The organism is Cellulomonas cellasea, from assembly GCF_030372105.1.
In the GTDB taxonomy this organism is placed as follows: Bacteria; Actinomycetota; Actinomycetes; order Actinomycetales; family Cellulomonadaceae; genus Cellulomonas_A; species Cellulomonas_A cellasea_A.
This window is the reverse complement of the sequence record NZ_JAUDBQ010000023.1, coordinates 25,477-42,642: the sequence shown is the minus strand read 5'-3', so window position 1 is coordinate 42,642 and position 17,166 is coordinate 25,477. Positions and strand designations below refer to the sequence as shown.

Annotated in this window: 12 protein-coding genes; 7 read left to right on the top strand and 5 right to left on the bottom strand. The window is 72.0% G+C overall.

What is annotated here, in order from left to right:
- Window positions 1-1,114, bottom strand: a 1,114-nt coding sequence (locus tag QUV83_RS16910) for a sensor histidine kinase (RefSeq protein WP_289566097.1), incomplete at its 3' end; no start/stop codon positions are given.
- A gap of 171 nt (window positions 1,115-1,285) precedes the next feature.
- Between QUV83_RS16910 and QUV83_RS16905 the strand changes: the two genes are divergently transcribed.
- From QUV83_RS16905 to QUV83_RS16890, 4 genes are all read left to right on the top strand, one after another.
- Window positions 1,286-1,555 carry a hypothetical protein gene (locus tag QUV83_RS16905; protein WP_289566096.1) on the top strand — a complete coding sequence of 90 codons (270 nt, stop codon included), beginning with the start codon at window positions 1,286-1,288 and terminating at the stop codon, window positions 1,553-1,555.
- Between the two features lie 8 nt (window positions 1,556-1,563).
- Window positions 1,564-2,340 carry an ABC transporter ATP-binding protein gene (locus QUV83_RS16900; RefSeq protein ID WP_289566095.1) on the top strand — a complete coding sequence of 259 codons (777 nt, stop codon included), beginning with the start codon at window positions 1,564-1,566 and terminating at the stop codon, window positions 2,338-2,340.
- 1 nt (window position 2,341) lies between these two features.
- On the top strand, window positions 2,342-4,903 hold the full coding sequence (locus tag QUV83_RS16895; RefSeq protein WP_289566094.1) for an FtsX-like permease family protein: 2,562 nt from the start codon (window positions 2,342-2,344) through the stop codon (window positions 4,901-4,903).
- A 194-nt stretch (window positions 4,904-5,097) separates the two neighbouring features.
- A complete protein-coding gene (locus tag QUV83_RS16890) occupies window positions 5,098-8,700 on the top strand; it encodes an endo-1,4-beta-xylanase (protein ID WP_289566093.1) in 3,603 nt (1,200 codons plus the stop codon).
- A gap of 113 nt (window positions 8,701-8,813) precedes the next feature.
- On the opposite strand, the gene QUV83_RS16885 is transcribed toward QUV83_RS16890, so the two are convergent.
- The 4 genes from QUV83_RS16885 to QUV83_RS16870 form a co-directional block, all read right to left on the bottom strand.
- Window positions 8,814-9,434, bottom strand: coding sequence for a dihydrofolate reductase family protein (locus QUV83_RS16885; RefSeq protein WP_289566092.1), 621 nt, complete (start codon window positions 9,432-9,434; stop codon window positions 8,814-8,816).
- A gap of 91 nt (window positions 9,435-9,525) precedes the next feature.
- On the bottom strand, window positions 9,526-10,344 hold the full coding sequence (locus QUV83_RS16880; RefSeq protein ID WP_066583972.1) for a carbohydrate ABC transporter permease: 819 nt from the start codon (window positions 10,342-10,344) through the stop codon (window positions 9,526-9,528).
- An 8-nt stretch (window positions 10,345-10,352) separates the two neighbouring features.
- Window positions 10,353-11,303, bottom strand: a complete 951-nt coding sequence (locus tag QUV83_RS16875) for a carbohydrate ABC transporter permease (RefSeq protein WP_289566091.1) — start codon at window positions 11,301-11,303, stop codon at window positions 10,353-10,355.
- A gap of 53 nt (window positions 11,304-11,356) precedes the next feature.
- Complete coding sequence (locus QUV83_RS16870) at window positions 11,357-12,568, bottom strand: sugar ABC transporter substrate-binding protein (RefSeq protein ID WP_289566090.1); 1,212 nt, start codon at window positions 12,566-12,568, stop codon at window positions 11,357-11,359.
- A gap of 259 nt (window positions 12,569-12,827) precedes the next feature.
- Between QUV83_RS16870 and QUV83_RS16865 the strand changes: the two genes are divergently transcribed.
- The 3 genes from QUV83_RS16865 (at window position 12,828) to QUV83_RS16855 (ending at window position 17,082) form a co-directional block, all read left to right on the top strand.
- Window positions 12,828-13,892, top strand: a complete 1,065-nt coding sequence (locus QUV83_RS16865; protein WP_289566089.1) for a LacI family DNA-binding transcriptional regulator — start codon at window positions 12,828-12,830, stop codon at window positions 13,890-13,892.
- Window positions 13,889-16,210 (top strand): alpha-xylosidase, encoded by a 2,322-nt coding sequence (yicI, locus tag QUV83_RS16860; RefSeq protein WP_289566088.1) that lies wholly within the window; start codon window positions 13,889-13,891, stop codon window positions 16,208-16,210. Before QUV83_RS16865 ends, yicI begins: the two co-directional genes overlap by 4 nt.
- A 137-nt stretch (window positions 16,211-16,347) precedes the next feature.
- Complete coding sequence (locus tag QUV83_RS16855) at window positions 16,348-17,082, top strand: NYN domain-containing protein (RefSeq protein ID WP_289566087.1); 735 nt, start codon at window positions 16,348-16,350, stop codon at window positions 17,080-17,082.
- Window positions 17,083-17,166: the final 84 nt, after the last annotated feature.

Sequence of the window (17,166 nt, the reverse complement as noted above, 5' to 3'; positions counted from 1 at the left end):
CGTCCTGCACCGCGAGCTCCAACCTGTCGTCGATGCGCCGCACCGTCACCACGGAGCTCTGCGCCTGGCTGTGCCGCACCACGTTGGTCAGCGCCTCGGCGACCACGAAGTACGCGGTGGCCTCCACGGACGCGGCGCATCGCCCGATGTCCGCGGCGTCGAGCCGGCACGGCACCGGGCTGGTCGCGGCGAGCCCGGACAGCGCGTCGGACAACGACCGGTGCTCCAACACCGCCGGCAGGATGCTGCGCGCGACGGCTCGCAGCTCCACGAGCGCCTGCTCCGCGGCGTCCTGCGCGCGGGCGAGCAGCGGCCCCGCCTCGGCCGGGTCACGGGCGAGGGCGCGTTGCGCGGCGCCCAGCAGCAGGCTGACCGCGACGATGCGGTTCTGCGTCCCGTCGTGCAGCGACCGCTCGATGCGCCGCAACTCCGCCGCGTGGGCGTCGAGGGCGCCGGCCCGGGTGGCGGTGAGCTCCTGGACGCGCATCGCCAGGTCCGTCCCCCGGTCGGGGCTCAGCAGCCGGCGCCCGGGCCACGCCTGCAGGCGGGCCATCCACGGCGCCACCCCCACCGCGATGGCCACCCAGGCGAAGCCGGCGAGCGTGACGGCGACGGCGCCCGCCCAGCCCTCCACGATCCACGGGCCGAAGGACGGCGAGCGGTACTCCTCGGCGACTGACCGCCACCACAGCACGAACGTGGCGTCCCGCGCGGCGTTCAACGGCAGCGTCAACCCGAGCAGGCCCAGCAGCAGGCCCAGGGTCGAGGCGCACGCCAGCCAGCCCAGCTCGCGGCGCACGGCCGTGTCCGCGAGCGCGGCGCCCAGCCTGTCCGGCACAGGGTGCGGGCCGATGACCTCGCGCCCGCTGCGGGTGAGCCGTGCGCGCTCCCGGTCGCTGACGGCCCGTGCCGCGCGGAGCGCCCCCGGCAGCAGCCAGAACCCGACGCCGACCACGCAGGCGACGGCGCACACCACCACCCACAGCAGGGCGACCACGGCGAGCACGGCGGTCGCCAGGCCGCCCGCGAGCTGCTCGAACGCGTCGAGGGCGCGGCCCGCCACCGCGCCGCCCCGGCGGGCGGCGGTCGCGTCGCGCTGAGCCCGGGCCTCCACGTCGAGGACCCTAGGCGACCCGCGCGCGCCGCGGCAGGCCCCCGGGGAAGAAGTACAGCCTGCTGCACCTGGGGTCGGGCGCTGGCGGGATCGTCCCGGGGCGGCGAGGTTCCTAGCGTCGGTGGGGTCCGAAAGCCACGAGGTCCGAAAGCCACGACCAGGGAGCCCGCCATGTCCGACCCGTACCGCCTCGCCCACGACCACGCCCCCTCCGCTGACACGCCCCCTGCCGACGCCGGTCCCCAGCGCGCCACCTCCGACGAGGCCGCGCGTCGGGACGGCCAGCGCGCCGTGCTGTGGGCGCTGCTCGTGCTGAGCGCCGTGGCGAACTCCGTGACGTCGGCCATGCCCGTCCCGTTGGCGATCAGCCTGGCGCTGGGCGGCCTGACACTGGCGAGCATCATCGCCCTGGTGGTCTCGCATACCCGCGGACGCCGGTGATGCGCGGCATGAGGGACGCCTTCGCCTTCCCGGCGGCGGAGCCGTCAGCGCCTGTGGGTGGCCCGGCGTCGCCGGCGGTGGCGCTGGTGAACGTCAGCAAGGAGTACGAGGGCGGGGTGCGCGCGCTCGACGACGTGACGCTGACCGTCGAGCGGGGCTCGTTCCTCGCGGTGATGGGACCCTCCGGATCGGGCAAGAGCACGCTCATGCACTGCGCGGCAGGCCTGGACTCGCCAACCAGCGGTCGCGCATCCATCGCCGGCGTCGACCTCACGCGACTGGGCGAGGACGCCCGCACCGAGCTGCGCCGCAGCCATGTCGGGTTCGTCTTCCAGGCGTACAACCTGCTGCCGTCCCTGAGCGTGATGGACAACATCACGCTGCCGCTACGGCTGGCGGGCGCCCGGCCCGATCACGAGTGGCTCGGCGGCCTGGTGGAACGGGTCGGGCTCGCTGATCGGCTGACGCACCGCCCCGGCGAGCTCTCGGGCGGGCAGCAGCAGCGCGCCGCCATCGCGCGGGCCCTCGCCGCCCGGCCCGAGGTCGTCTTCGGCGACGAGCCCACCGGCGCCCTCGACCTGCGCACCGGCCATGAGGTGCTGGACCTGCTGCGGGACCTGGTGGACTCCCTGGGCCAGACGGTCGTCATGGTCACCCACGACCCGGCGGCCGCAGCCCGCGCCGACCGCGTCGTCGTGATGGCCGACGGCCGCGTCGTCGACTCCCTCGAGTCGCCCACCCCCGCCCGCCTCGCGACCACTCTGACCGCGCTGGAGGTGCGCTGACATGCTGCACCTGGCCGCGCGCATGGCCCGACACCGGGCCGCCGCACTCCTCGCCGTCGCGTGCGCCGTGCTCGGCGCCGCCGCATTCCTCACCGCCATCGGCGTGCTCGCCGAGTCCGGCCTGCGCTCCCATGTGGCGCCCCAACGCCTGGCCGGGGCCGATGTCGTGGTCACCGCACGCCAGTCCCTGCCGCAGCCCGGCGACCTGGCCGTCGCACTGCCCGAGCGGGCGCCCGTCCCGGCCAGCCTGGTCGCCGAACTGGCGGGCCTGCCCGGTGTCGTCGCGGCGGTGGGCGACGTGAGCTTCCCGGCGGCCGTGATCGGCGCCGACGGCGAGGTGGTCGAGGCGGGCGACGCGGCCTCGGCCGGTCACGGCTGGTCCTCCACAGCACTGCTCGGCAGCGCCGTGACGTCCGCCGGCCCCGCCGTCGGGCAGGTGGCGCTCGGCTCAGGCCTGGCGGCCGCCGCCGGAGCCCAGGTCGGCGACCGGGTGCAGGTGATCGCCGCCGGGACGCCCGGCACGTACGAGGTGGCCACCATCGTGCCCGGCGTGAGCGGGGTCTACTTCGACGACGCGACGGCCCTGCGCCTCGCCGATGGCGGCCAGGCAGCCGCTCCGACGGCCACCGTCGACCTGGTCGCCCTGCGCGTCGGGCCCGGCGCCGTGGACGAGGTCGCCGACACGGTCCGCGACCTCGTCCAGGACGCCGGCCTGATCGTCTCGACAGGTGACGCGCGCGGTGACGTCGAGAGCCCGCAGGCGACGGCCGGTCGCGGGCTGCTGCCGGCCATCGCGGGGTCCCTGAGCGGGGTGACGCTGCTGGTGGTCGGCTTCATCGTGGCGGGCGCGCTCGCGGTGTCGATCAGTGCCCAGCGCCGCGACCTCGCGCTGCTGCGGGCCGTGGGGGCGACGCCGCGCCAGGTGCGGTCGCTCGCGGCCTGGCAGGCGACTGTCGTGTCCGTGGCGGCGATGATCCCCGGCGTCGCGCTCGGGTACCTCCTCGCGGAGCGGCTCCGGCACGTCCTGGCCTCCTCGGGGATGCTCTCCCCCGACCTGCCCCTCACGTTCGGCCCCCTCCCCGGGGTGGCGGCGGCGGTGCTGCTCGTCCTCGTGGTGCAGCCCGCCGCGCGTGCGGCCGCCCGCCGGGTCTCGCGGCTGCCCGCCACGGAGGCGGTGGCCGAGTCCCGCACCGAGCCGCGCACGCCGTCGCGGGCGCGCGCGCTGACCGGCGGGGCGCTGATCGTCGGCTCCCTCGGCATCGCCGTGACACCGCTGCTGGCGCGCACCCCGGAAGGGGCCATCGGGGCCTCGCTCGCGGGCATCGTCGCGGCGATCGGCCTGGCGCTGGTGGGCCCCCTGCTGGTGGGCGGTGTCGGCAGATGGCTCGCGCGCCGGCTGCCCGCTCGGGCGTCGGCGTCCACGTGGCTCGCCGTGGCCCACACGCATGGCCACTCGCTCCGCGTCGGAGCCGCCGTCAGCACGCTTGCCCTGGTGGTCGTCTTCACGCTCACCTACGCGTTCACCCAGACCACTGTGCTCGCCGCGGCGGCCGGCGACCTCCGCGCCGCCACCACAGCCCAGGCCACGTTGAGCGCGCCTGCGCTGGGCGGGGTCTCCGATGAGGTGGCCGCCGCCGTGCGCGATGTGCCCGGGGTCGAGGCTGTCGCCCCGCTCAGCACCACCACCGTCGTGGCGCCCCTCACGATGTTCGGCGAGACGACGATGGAGAGCGCCCCCGCCGCGATCCTCACCCCCGCCTCCGCCGGTGTGCTCGACCTCGACCTCCGCGACGGGGACCTCGCCGACCTCACGGGCGACACCGTCGCCGTGGACGCCGGATCGGCCCGCGCCCACCCGGTCGGCAGCACCCTGGACCTCGTCCTGGGTGACGGGACGCCCGTGCGCGCGGAGGTCGTCGCCGTGCACGGACGCGGGCTCGCCTTCGGATCGATCATCCTCGCGGGCGACCTCGCCGCCGGGCACTCCGCCCATCTCGCGCAGAGCGTGCTGGTGCGCACCGATGGCACGGCCGCGGCGTCCGAGGCGCTCGCGGGCTTCGCCGCCGAGCGCCCGGGTGTGGTGCTCCTCGACGGCAGCGCAGACGCATCGGCAGGGGCGGGCGCTTCGGCGGAGGCCGGCGGCGCGGGCGGGCTCGGCGCCGTCCCACCCGAGCTGTGGATCAACCTCGTGGTGCTCGCCGTCCTGCTGGGCTACCTGCTGCTCGGCGTCGTCAACACGCTCTTCGCCGGCACGTTGGAACGCCGCCACGAGATCGCGGCGCTCCTGCTCGCGGGCGCCACAACGCGTCAGGTCCGGTCGATGACGCGTCGCGAGGCCGCGCTCGCGAGCGGTGTCGCCCTGGCGGCCGGAGGGCTGCTGTCCGTGGTCCCGTTGGCGATGCTGGGCATCGGGTTCCTCGACCGCCCGCTGCCTGCCGGGCCCTGGTGGCTGGCGCCCGGGGTGGCCGCGCTCGTGGTGGTGCTGGCGTTCGCCGCCGTCGAGCTGCCGACCCGGCGGACGCTGCGCACGCCCCCGGCGCGCATGCTCGCGGAGGCGCTGTAGACGGCGCGGCGGGGGCTGACGGGACCCCCGTCGCCTCGATAACGTTGTCGAAAATCCGCATCGTCCCTAAGGTGGCAACGCAATGACTCAAAGCACTCGCAAAGGGGCGAACAGTGCATCGAATCAGCAAATCCTCACGCGTTCTTGGACCACTACTCCTCGCAGCCGTCGTCGGGCTGGGTCCCGTGCCAGCGATGGCCGCTGACGCCGCCGCCGTGCCGGGTGGGGCCGTCAACCCGACCACCACCCAAGTCACGACGGCGCGCGGAACCGGGGCCGTCGTGGCCCTCACCTTCGACGACGGCCCGAACCCCGGCGAGACCGACGCGGTGCTGGACCTCCTCGCCGAGCACAGCATCCCGGCGGTCTTCTGCGTGATCGGGCAGAACATTCAGGGCACGCGCGGCGCGGAGCTGCTGCGGCGGATCGTGGCGGACGGCCACACGCTGTGCAACCACACGACGAGCTACGCCGACATGGGCTCGTGGACGCCGGAGCAGGTCGAGGCGGACCTCGTCGAAAACCTGGCGATCATCCGCGAGGCGCTCGGCGACCCGAATGCGCCCGTGCCGTACTTCCGGGCCCCGAATGGGAGCTGGGGACAGACGGCGGAGGTCGCCGCCCGGCTCGGCATGCAGCCGCTGGGCCTCGGCAACACCATCGCCGACTGGGAGACGCAGGACATCGCCACCCTGACGGCGAATCTCCGGGCCGCCATGCAGCCCGGCGCTGTGGCCCTCGTCCACGACGGCGGCGGTGACCGCACCGGCACGGTCGAGGCGGTGCGCACCGTCGTCGCCGAGAAGGTCGCCGCCGGGTGGACGTTCACCCTCCCCGCCGAGCGCGGGCCGGACGGCGGCGGCGGCGGCGGGACGACGCTCCTGTCGAACGACTTCGAGGACGCCCTGGCGCCGTGGTCCGCCCGAGGGAACGGCACGGCTCCCACGGTCACGCTCACCGACCAGGCCGCCCACAGCGGCACGCAGTCCGCACTGGTCGACGGTCGCGGCGACACCTGGCACGGCATCGGCGCCGATGTCTCGGACCTGTTCGACGCCGGAGTCACCTATCACGTCTCCGCCTGGGTCAAGCTGGCGGAGGGAGCCACGCCGGACCCCGCCAACCTGCGCGTCAGCGTGCAGCGCGACGTCGACGGATCGTCCAGCTACGACACCGTCGCCACGGCCACTGGCGTCACCGCCGGCGAGTGGGTGCAGGTCAGCGCTGACTACACGATGGCCGCGGCCGACTCGGCGCTGCTCTACTTCGAGTCCGCCTCCGGCACGTCCTCGTTCCTCGTCGACGACATCGTGGTCACCCGTGACTCGGCGCCGCCGGTGCAGACGGACATCCCGTCCCTGAAGGACGAGCTGCCGTGGCCGATCGGCGTCGCCATCGACGAGCGCGAGACCGCAGGCCAGGGCGCTGTGCTCGTCGAGAAGCACTTCGACCAGATCACCGCCGAGAACGCCATGAAGCCGGAGTCCATCCAGCCGACGGAGGGCGAGTTCACGTTCGCGGAGGCCGACCACCTGGTCGACGCCGCGATCGCCAACGGCCAGCGCGTCTACGGCCACACCCTGGTGTGGCACAGCCAGACCCCCGACTGGTTCTTCCTCGACGAGGCCGGCCAGCCGCTGACGAACAGCGCCGCCCACCAGGCGGTGCTGCGGGACCGCATGAAGACCCACATCGACACCGTCGCGGGCCACTACCGGGAGAAGTACGGCGAGTACGGGACGCCCGGCAACCCGATCGTCGCGTTCGACGTGGTCAACGAGGCCATCGCCGAGTCCGAGTCCGACGGGCTGCGGCGCAGCCGCTGGTACGAGGTGCTCGGCGAGCAGTACCTCGACCTCGCGTTCGAGTACGCCAGCGACGCGTTCAACCGCGGGGTCACCGACAACCCGCCGGTCACCCTGTTCCTCAACGACTACAACACCGAGCTGCCCGCCAAGCGGGCGGCGATGATCTCGGTGGCGCAGCGCCTGCTCGATCGCGGGGCGCCCGTCAACGGGCTCGGCCACCAGTTCCACGTGAGCCTCGTCCAGCCCGTCGCCCAGCTCCGCGCCAGCATCGACGCCTTCGCGGCGCTGGGCCTGGCGCAGGCGGTGACGGAGCTCGACGTGCAGATCGACGGCACTGTCACGCAGGAGAAGGTCGTCCAGCAGGGCTACTACTACGCCGACGTGTTCGACATGCTCCGCGACTACCCCGACCTGTTCGCGGTGACCGTGTGGGGCCCGTATGACAGCCGCAGCTGGCGCTCGGGCGCCCCGCTGCTCTTCGACGACCAGCTCCAGGCCAAGCCCGCCTACTGGGGCATCGTCGACCGCGGCGAGTTGCCCGCGCTCACCCGGCAGGCTGACGTGCACGCCGGTGACGTCCCCATCGACGGTGACGCGATCGACGCGCGCGAGTGGGACTTGCTCCCCCTCGTCGAGGTCGGCTCCGACGGCGTGGGGACCACCGGGTTCCAGCTCCGCTGGGCCGAGGACCACCTCACCGCGTACGTGCAGGTGGCCGACGCCACCGACGACGGCGCGGACGACACCGTGGACCTGTTCGTCGGCGACACCGCCGTGACCGTCGCCCGCGACGGCAGCGGCACAGCGGCCGACAACGCCGTGGTACGCAGCACGGCCACCGGGTACACCGCAGTGGTGCGCCTGCCCGCCTCCGGGCTCGCGGAGGACTCGACTGTCCCGTTCGACCTGCGGGTCAGCGACGGGTCCACGGGCGGCAAGCTGTCCTGGAACGACCTGTCCCACGGCCAGGAGGACGGCCTGCGCCGCGGGGTCGTCACGCTCGTCGAGCCGGTCGGCCTCATCGAGGCGCCGCATGCCGCCGTCGCCCCCGTCATCGACGGCGTGGTGGACGACGTGTGGACGTCCGCCGCGACCGTCCACACCGGCACGCTGGTGGAGGGCGAGCTCGGGGCCACCGCCGACGTGTCGCTGCTCTGGCGCGAGGGCACGCTCTACGCGCTGTTCCAGGTCGCTGACGACGAGCTCGACGCGGGCAGCACCAACGCCTGGGAGCAGGACTCCGTCGAGGTCTTCCTCGACCCGGCCAACGCGAAGGCGGGCGCCTTCCAGCCCGCCGACGGCCAGTACCGGATCAGCTACTCGAACGCCGTCTCGGTGAGCGGGGACCTGGACGTCATCGGCGACAACCTCACCAGCGCCACAGCCGCCACCGACACCGGATACCTGGTCGAGGCGGCGCTCCTGCTAGAGAACCCCGTCGAGGCAGGCGGGTTCGTCGGCGTCGACTTCCAGGTCAACGACGCCGCCGCAGGCGTCCGCACCGGCGTGGTGACCTGGACCGACCCGACGGGCCGGTCCTACCAGAACACCTCGCGGTGGGGTGTCGCCCAGCTCCTGGCGCCGGTGGTCGAGCCGGAGCCCGAGCCGGCGATCACCCTGGACCGTCCAGTGGTGCGGGCCGGGGAGAAGGTCACGGCACACGTCAGCGGCTTCGAGCCGGGCAGCACCGTCACCGTCACGCTGCAGTCCACGAAGGGCGGCAAGCACGCCCCGAAGCCCGTGCGGCTCGGCAAGGTGAGGGTCGGGGCCGACGGCTCCGCAGTCGCCACATTCGTCGTGCCGCGGAGCGTCGCTGCCGGCCCGTACTCGCTGACCGCCGCCTCCGGCGACCTGCACGCGCAGGAGCGGCTCATCGTGACGCCCGCACGCAAGGGTCACGACAACGGGCACGGGCACGGGCACGGGCACGGGCACGGAAACGGCAACGGGCATGGCAACGGGAAGGGGCATGGCAACGGGAAGGGCTGACCCAGCGCTGCTGACCTGACCCCTCACACCCGCGGCGCCGGCAGGATCATCTCCTGCCGGCGCCGTGCGGCTGTCCGGGGCGACCGCGCCCTGCGGGACGGGTTCGACCCGCGTCAGCCCTTGTCGGCGCCCGGCACCTTGTCGGTGACGTCGTCGTACGTCTGCTCCCCCGGCAGCTCGGAGGTCTCGTAGACGAGGCGCACGACGCCCGCCGGGTAGGCCTCCGAGTGCAGCAGCCGGAACGGGTAGATCGGCTGGCCCTCGTCGAACAGGCGCTCGCCGTGGCGGGCCGCCACGGGGTGCACGAACAGGCGCAGCTCGTCGAGCAGCCCCGCGGCGAGGAGTTGGCGCACCACCGAGATGGACCCGGGGATGAGGATCTTGTCGACGCCCTCCTCGGCGGACAGTGCGCGCACCGCCTCGATGAGGTCGCCTTGGATGGCCTCGGCGTTCCGCCACCCCAGGTCCTGGTCGCCTCGCGTGACGACGACCTTGCGGGTGTCGCCGAGCTCCGCCGCGAACGCCGCGTCCTCCCCGCCCGCGGCCTCCCGGCCCGGCCAGGCGCCCGCGAAGTCCTCGTAGGTGCCGCGGCCGATCAGCAGCACGTCGACGTTCTCGTAGTCCTCACCCACCCCGGCGCCCATGGCCTCGTCGAAGTAGGGGAAGTGCCACGCGGGGTCGATCTCGACGACGCCGTCGAGCGAGCTGAACAGGGTGGAGACGATCTTCGCCATCGGGCCCTCCGGTGTACGCGAGCCCGCACGGCACGGGCGCTCCCCACGATCAGACCGCATCGGGCCCGCGAAGTCATCGGGTGGCGGGCGGCTACTTGACCGCGCCGCCCAGCGCCCCGGCGGCGATGTACCGCTGCGCGAACACCAGCAGGATGATCGCCGGGATCGAGGAGATGACGGCGGTGGCCATGACCGGCCCCCAGCTCTGCACGTTCCCCTCGAGGTAGTCGTAGATGCCCAGCGTGATGGGCTTGACCGCGTCGCCGGTGGTCAGCGTCACCGCGAAGATGAAGTCGCTCCACGCGAAGAGGAAGCTGAACAGCCCGGCGGTGATGATCGAGTTCCGGCTGACCGGCACCACGATCGACCAGAAGGCCCGGAAGTGCCCGGCGCCGTCGACACGCGCCGCCTCGACGAGCGACGGCGGGATGGCCCGCATGAACGCGCTCATGATGAGGATGGCGAAGGGGATCGAGTGCGTCGCGTCGGCCAGCACGAGGCCGAAGATCGAGTTGAGCAGCCCCAGGTCGTTGAACAGCGTGTAGAGCGAGTTCGCGATGACGATGCCGGGGATCATCTGCGCGATGAGCAGCGCGAACACGAAGATCGCGATGCCCCGCAGCCGGAACCGGGCGAGCGCGTACGCGGCCGGGGTGGCGATCACCAGTGACACGACGACCACGCCCAGCGCGACGAGCAGGCTGGTGACGAGGTTGTCGGTCTGCTGGCTGAACGCCCGCTCATACCCGGCGAGCGTCGGCTGCGTCGGGAAGAACGAGCTGTTGGCCGCCGTCCCGCCGCCCTGGAATGACGTGTTGATCATCCAGTAGACGGGGAACAGCATGAACGCGAGGAGGATGAGCCCCACCACGGTGGACGGGAGCTGCCTGACGATGCTCGTCTGCTTCATGACCAGCCTTATTCGTCGACAGCGCGACGGTTGACGCGCAGGTAGATGAGGGCGAACACGAGGGACACGACGATCAGGATGTTGCTGACCGCGGCCCCCGTGCCGAAGGAGAACTCCTGGAACGACCGGTGATAGGAGTCGGTGGCCAACGTCTGCGTCGAGTTCGCGGGGCCGCCGCGGGTGAGCCCGAGGATGATGTCGAGGACCTTGAGCGTGTAGATCACGCCGAGGACGAGCACGACGTTGACGACGGGCCGCAGGCTCGGCCAGGTGATGTGCCGGAAGGCCTTGAGCCCGGTCGCCCCGTCGAGCGAGGCGGCCTCGTACTGCTCCTCGGGAATGTCCTGCAGCCCGCTGTAGAGCAGGGTGACGTTGAACGGGATCCCCAGCCACACGTTCACCAGCACCACTGACAGGAGCGCGATGTCCGGGTCCGCGAGCCACGGGATCGGGCTGGACGTGAGGTTCAGCGCCTGGAGCACCTGGTTCAGCACGCCGCTGTCCTGGTCCAGGATCCACTTCCACACCGACGTGGAGGCGATCACCGGCAGCAGCCACGGGAGCAGCAGCATGGAGCGCATCACATTGTTCAGCGGGAACTTCCGCTTGAAGAACAAGGCGAATGCCAAGCCGATGCCGAATTGGCCGATGATCGACCCGACGGTGAACAACACGGTGTTCGTCACCGTCATGCCGAAGATGTTGCTGCTGAACACCTCGACGTAATTATCGAACCCGACCCACGGCGCCTCACCGGTGAAGAATGTGCGCGTCGAGTAGTCCTGGAATGCCATCACGAAGTTCTTGCCGACGGGATAGCCGAAGAACACGATGACGTAGACGAGCGCGGGGGCGAGGAACAGCCACTGCGCCGTCGACTCCCTGCGGCGTGCGCGCTTCCTGGCGCCCTGTGGGCTCAGGTCGCCCGTTGCCGGGTCGACGGCGACAGTGGTGCTCATCTCAGATCCGATCCCCTTGAACAGATGGTGCGGATGGTGCGATCACGCGGGGCTCAGCCGGCGGCCTGCGCCCACGCCTCCTCGGGCGTCGACTTGTCCGTCAGCGCGAGCTGCACCGCGGTGTAGATCTGCGTGGCGGCGGCGGGCCAGTCCTCACCGAGGAGGGCCGTGCGGGACCGCGCGGTCTGCACCGTCTCGGCGAACGCCGCGACGAGCGGGTTCTCCGTGGCGGCCTGCTCGGCCATCGCGCTGTCCGAGGGGACCGCGCCGCGGCGGGTCGCCATCGTGAGCTGGTTCTCGCCCTTGACGACGCAGGCGACGAGCTTGCCCGCGGCGGCCATGCGGTCCTTGTCCCCGGTCTGCGGGATGGTGAACGTCTCGCCGCCGAGCGGGGCGACGACGTCATCCCCCGCGTTCGGGACGGGGATCGGCACGGAGTCGAAGTTCAGGCCCTCGGCCGCTGTGAGGCTCGGCATGTTCCAGGGGCCGTTGATCATCATCGCGGCCTTGCCGGCGATGAACTGGTCGTTCACGTCGTTCGGCGACCAGCCCACGACGCTGGCCGACGCGGATCCGTCGGCGACGAGGCTGTCGACGAACGCGAGCGCCCCCGCTGCCTCGTCACTGGTCAGGTCGTCCTCGTCGGCGCCGTTGCTCCACAGGAACGGCAGGAACTGCCAGGTCCCCTCGAAGCTGTTGGCCGCGCTGAACGCGATGCCGTAGCGGCCGTCGGCGGTCAGCGCCGCGGCGGCCGCACTGAGCTCGTCCCAGGTGGTGGGCGGCTCGATGCCCGCCTCGGCGAGCATGTCGGCGTTGTAGAACAGGCCGAGCGAGTTCACGATCGGCGCGATGCCGTAGAGGTCGCCCTCGTAGGTGCCGGCGGACAGGACGCCCTCCGGGAAGCCGGCGCCGGTGATCCCGTGGTCGGCCAGCGGCGACAGCGCGCCGGAGGCGGCGATCTGCTGGACGTCGGGGTTGTCGAGCATCAGCACGTCGGGAAGCGTCTTGGACGAGGCCTGCTGCAGCACCGTCGCGATGAGGCCGGAGCCCGCGACGTGGTTCGAGGTGACGGTGACGCCGATCTCGGCGGCGCACGCCTGGTAGATCTCGTCGTAGATGGGCGCGCTGTTCTCGGACATCGTGTCCGTGAGCGTCAGCGCGATGGCGCCGCCGTCCGACGACGATCCGCCGCCCGCGCAGGCGGTCAGCGCGAGCGCGGCCAGGCCTGCGGTCGCGCCCAGGGAGATCATTCGAGATCGGTTCATGACTCCAGCTCCTTTGCCAGTCATTCAAGTGTCGAGGTCAGGCCCGACGCACCGGTGAACGGCGCGAAGACCTACCGTCCCGGCAGTCCGCACTCGTCCTCCGCCGCATTGTGCCGCTCAGCGGTAAACCGGTTTGCGTCAGACGCGGGAGTCGCCGTGAGAGGCGAGAGTACGCACGGCTCGCGGCGACTGTCAAAGCGGTTTACCTCCTGTCTATGATGGGCTTCGACACCGACCAATGACGGATCGAGGAGGCGGCATGGCCACCATGCGCGAGGTTGCCCGGCACGCGGGCGTGTCCATCGCCACCGTGTCGTTCGTCGTCAACGGGACCAAGCCGGTCTCCGCCGCGACGCGCGCCCGTGTCCAGGCCTCGATGGACGAGCTCGGCTTCCGCCGGAACGTGCTCGCCCGGGCCCTGGCCAGCAACCGGACCCGCAACCTAGCCCTCGTCTTCCCCGCGCTCGAGCACCGTCTCGGCAACACCGCGCTGGGCGTCCTCACCAGCGCCGCCGTGGCCGCGAGCGCCCGCGGGTTCAACCTGGTCCTCTGGCCGGTGAGCAATGACCCCGCGCAGCTCGAGGAGTACGTGACCGGCGGCCTCGTCGACGCCGTGCTCCTCATGGAGGTCACCGCCGAGGACGCCCGCATCCCCCTGCTGCAGCGGCTCGACCTCCCGTTCGCGCTGATCGGGCGCACCGCGGAGCCGTCCGGCCTGGCGTACGTCGACATGGACTTCGCCGGGGCCGTCGAATCGGGCCTCGACCACCTCACCGCCCTGGGGCATGAGCACATCGCGCTGCTGCTCGGCGAGATCGCCTCCCCCCGCCTCGTCGGCTACGGGCCGATCGCGCGCACGGGCGAGGCCTTCGAGAGCGGGATGCTCCGCCGTGGGCTCACGCCGGTGGTCGTCTCGGCGCCGCAGACCCCGGCCGGTGGGCGCGCTGCCGCCGCCGACCTCCTGCGCGACCATCCCGAGATCACCGCGACGCTCGTCCTCAACGAGGACGCGCTGCCCACGTTCCTCGCCGGCCTCACCGCCCACGGGCGCTCGATCCCCCGCGACATGTCCGTGCTGGGCCTCGCGACCTCAGCGGACGCGGCGGCCATGTCCGATCCCCCCGTCAGCACCCTCGTCGCCCCGGGCTCCGAGCTCGGCCGGCTCAGCGTGGACTCGATGGTCGACCGCCTCGACGACCCGGCGACCCCGCTCGTCCAGGCGCTCATCCCCTGTGAGCTCCAGCTCGGCGACACCACATCCCCTCCCGCCGGCGCCACTCGGCCGCCTCGGGCCAGCTCGCAGTCGAAAGGCACCGTCCCATGAAGTTCACCGATGGTTTCTGGCATGCCCGCCCTGGCGTGGGGCTGCACTACGCCCGTGAGGTGGACCGGATCGTCGCCGGCGACGGCACGCTCACCGCGATCGCGCCCACCAAGACCATCACCACGCGCGGCGCCACGCTCAACCAGCCGGTCCTGACCACAGTCCTCTCAGCGCCGATGGACAACGTCATCACCGTGCGCGTGACCCACCACAAGGGCCGCCCCGACCCGCGTCGCTTCGACCTCGACGTGGCCGGCGACGCGCGCCCCACCGCCACCGTCGAGGACGGCCACGGCCAGCTCACGAGCGGCGCCCTCACCGCCCACCTGGACGTCGGGACCAGCTTCGAGCTCCGCTTCCAGGCCGGCGACGAGGTCGTCACCCGCAGCGCCGCCAAGTCGATGGCCTGGGCCTCGGTGGCCCCCGACGCCGCCATCGACCGCGGGCCGATCCAGCTCCGCACGAACCCGGCCACGGGCTACATGCTCGCCCAGCTCGACCTGGGCGTCGGCGAGGTCGTCTACGGGCTCGGCGAGCGCTTCGGCCCGTACGCGAAGAACGGCCAGGCCGTCGACATCTGGAACGAGGACGGCGGCACGTCGAGCGAGCAGGCGTACAAGAACATCCCGTTCTACCTGACCAACCGCGGCTACGGGGTGTTCGTCAACGACCCCGGGCACGTCTCCTTCGAGGTGGGCTCCGAGGCTGTGGAGCGGGTCCAGTTCTCCGTCGAGGGCGAGACGCTCGAGTACCACGTCATCTACGGGCCCGACCCGAAGACGATCCTGGAGCGGTACACCGCCCTGACCGGGCGCCCCGCCGAGGTTCCCGCGTGGAGCTACGGGCTGTGGCTCACCACGAGCTTCACCACTGACTACGACGAGGCGACCGTCAACAGCTTCATCGACGGCATGGCCGAGCGCGACATCCCGCTGAGCGTCTTCCACTTCGACTGCTTCTGGATGCGCGACTTCAACTGGTGCGACCTCGAGTGGGACCCGCGCGTCTTCCCCGACCCGGACGGCATGCTCGAGCGGATGCACGCGCGGGGCCTGCGGGTGTGCGTGTGGATCAACCCGTACATCGCCCAGCAGTCCCCCCTGTTCGACGAGGGCATGGCGGCGGGCTACCTGGTGAAGCGGGCCGACGGCAGCGTCTGGCAGTGGGACCGCTGGCAGGCGGGCATGGGGCTCATCGACTTCACCAGCCCCGAGGCCACGGCCTGGTTCAAGGACAAGCTGCGGGCGCTGGTGCGGCAGGGCGTCGACAGCTTCAAGACGGACTTCGGCGAGCGGATCCCCGTGGACGTCGTCTGGGCGGACGGCTCCGACCCGCTGCGCATGCACAACCTGTACGCCCACCTGTACAACCAGGCGGTCCACGAGGTGCTCGTCGAGGAGCGCGGCGAGGGCGAGGCCGTGCTCTTCGCCCGGTCGGCCAGCGCCGGCGGCCAGCAGTTCCCCGTGCACTGGGGCGGCGACTCCACGGCCTCCTACGCCTCGATGGCCGAGACGCTGCGCGGCGGGCTGTCCCTGGCCCTCAGCGGCTTCGGCTACTGGAGCCACGACATCGGCGGCTTCGAGGGCGTCCCGGACGCCGCCGTGTTCAAGCGATGGACGGCGTTCGGGCTGCTGTCGAGCCACAGCCGCATGCACGGCTCCGACTCCTACCGCGTGCCGTGGATGTTCGGCGAGGACGAGGCCGACGAGCAGAGCGCAGTCAGCGTCGCCCGACGGTTCGCCCGCCTGAAGAACCGGCTCATGCCCTACCTGCTCGGCGCCGGCCGCGAGGCCCACGCCACCGGCACACCGGTCATGCGGCCTATGCTCCTGGAGTTCCCCGGCGACCCGTCCGTCACCTACGTCGACCGGCAGTACATGCTCGGCGGGGACCTGCTCGTGGCGCCGGTGTTCAGCACCGAGGGCGACGTCGAGCTCTACCTGCCGGAGGGCCGCTGGGCGAGCCTGCTCACCGGCGAGCTCGTGGACGGCGGCGGGTGGCGCCGTGAGCGGCACCAGTTCGACTCGCTGCCCGTCTACCTGCGCCCCGGCGCGGTCATCCCCCTCGGCGCGCGGGAGGACCGGCCCGACACCGACCACCTGGTCGACCTCACGCTGCTGGCACACCCCGGCGAGGGCGACGACTGGTCGCGGACGGTGGAGGTCGCGCGGCCCGACGGGTCCACAGCGGCGTTCACGGTGCGCCGGGACGGGGCGGACCTCGTCGCCGAGTCCGCTTACGCCGCGGACGGCTGGTCGTTGCAGGGCGTCGACGGCCGCCGGGTCGCGGCCGAGGCGGGGACAGCGCGACTGGCCTGACCCTTTCTTGCGGCGGCTCTGCCCCCGTCCGGTTCCCACCGGGCGGGGGCAGAGCCTTGTGTGGGCGAGAAGTGACCCGGCTCCCCTGCGCTCACAGCCTCACCCATCGAGCTTCGGCGCCCGCTACATTGACGCGCATGCGGGTAGGTGTGTACATCGACGGCTACAACCTCTACTACGGAGCGAAGCACGTATGTACCGGCACCACGGGCTGGAAGTGGATCGACGTTCGCTCTCTTGTCACCAAGGTCGTCGCGGATCAGCGCGCGTGGCCCGGCGCGACGGTCGAGAAGATCGTGTACTGCACCGCGCGGATCGATGCGCGAATGAACCCCGATGGCCACGCTGAGCAGGACGTCTACCTCAAAGCGCTGCTCGCGGCCGGCAGCGTGGACCACGTTGAGTACGGCAAGTACGTCGTCGGGATCCGCCCGCGTCCCCTCGCAGTCAAGGGCGCGACTCTCAAGGATCCGCCCGTGATTGTGACCTCACAATGGCCAGTCATGGTCCAGTCGTCTCTGGGCGTACCGCAGCGCGAGTCAGTCTTCATGGTGTCCACACTCCATCAGGAGGAGAAGGGGACGGATGTGAACGTCGCCTCCCACCTGCTCGTCGACGTCCTTCAGGATGCGGTGGACGCCGCTGTGGTCGTGTCCAACGATTCAGACCTCAAGTTCCCCGTCCACTTCGCGCGGGCCCGTGTGCCCGTCGGTCACATCAACCCGCACGGTGGCCGGTTCGCTGGCGATCTTGCCGGCCGGCCGGAAGACGGCGCCGGACGGCACTGGTGGCGCAAGCTCAGCGCTGACGACTATGCGGCACATCAGTTGCCGGCCACGATCGGGCACTACACCCGACCTCCGAAGTGGTGAACGCGCCCAGCACCCATGCCCAAACTTGGGCAGAGATCCTGTAACCTGTTGGGCATAACGCACCCGGCCCCTCGTGGGCCGGGT

What these genes read in the sequence shown, in the direction of transcription:
- QUV83_RS16890 (WP_289566093.1), top strand. Translation starts at nt 5,098, where the DNA reads ATGGCCGCTGACGCCGCCGCCGTGCCGGGTGGGGCCGTCAACCCGACC.
- QUV83_RS16885 (WP_289566092.1), bottom strand. Translation starts at nt 9,434, where the DNA reads ATGGCGAAGATCGTCTCCACCCTGTTCAGCTCGCTCGACGGCGTCGTC.
- QUV83_RS16900 (WP_289566095.1), top strand. Translation starts at nt 1,564, where the DNA reads ATGAGGGACGCCTTCGCCTTCCCGGCGGCGGAGCCGTCAGCGCCTGTG.
- QUV83_RS16865 (WP_289566089.1), top strand. Translation starts at nt 12,828, where the DNA reads ATGGCCACCATGCGCGAGGTTGCCCGGCACGCGGGCGTGTCCATCGCC.
- QUV83_RS16855 (WP_289566087.1), top strand. Translation starts at nt 16,348, where the DNA reads ATGCGGGTAGGTGTGTACATCGACGGCTACAACCTCTACTACGGAGCG.
- yicI (WP_289566088.1), top strand. Translation starts at nt 13,889, where the DNA reads ATGAAGTTCACCGATGGTTTCTGGCATGCCCGCCCTGGCGTGGGGCTG.
- QUV83_RS16880 (WP_066583972.1), bottom strand. Translation starts at nt 10,344, where the DNA reads ATGAAGCAGACGAGCATCGTCAGGCAGCTCCCGTCCACCGTGGTGGGG.
- QUV83_RS16875 (WP_289566091.1), bottom strand. Translation starts at nt 11,303, where the DNA reads ATGAGCACCACTGTCGCCGTCGACCCGGCAACGGGCGACCTGAGCCCA.
- QUV83_RS16895 (WP_289566094.1), top strand. Translation starts at nt 2,342, where the DNA reads ATGCTGCACCTGGCCGCGCGCATGGCCCGACACCGGGCCGCCGCACTC.
- QUV83_RS16870 (WP_289566090.1), bottom strand. Translation starts at nt 12,568, where the DNA reads ATGAACCGATCTCGAATGATCTCCCTGGGCGCGACCGCAGGCCTGGCC.
- QUV83_RS16905 (WP_289566096.1), top strand. Translation starts at nt 1,286, where the DNA reads ATGTCCGACCCGTACCGCCTCGCCCACGACCACGCCCCCTCCGCTGAC.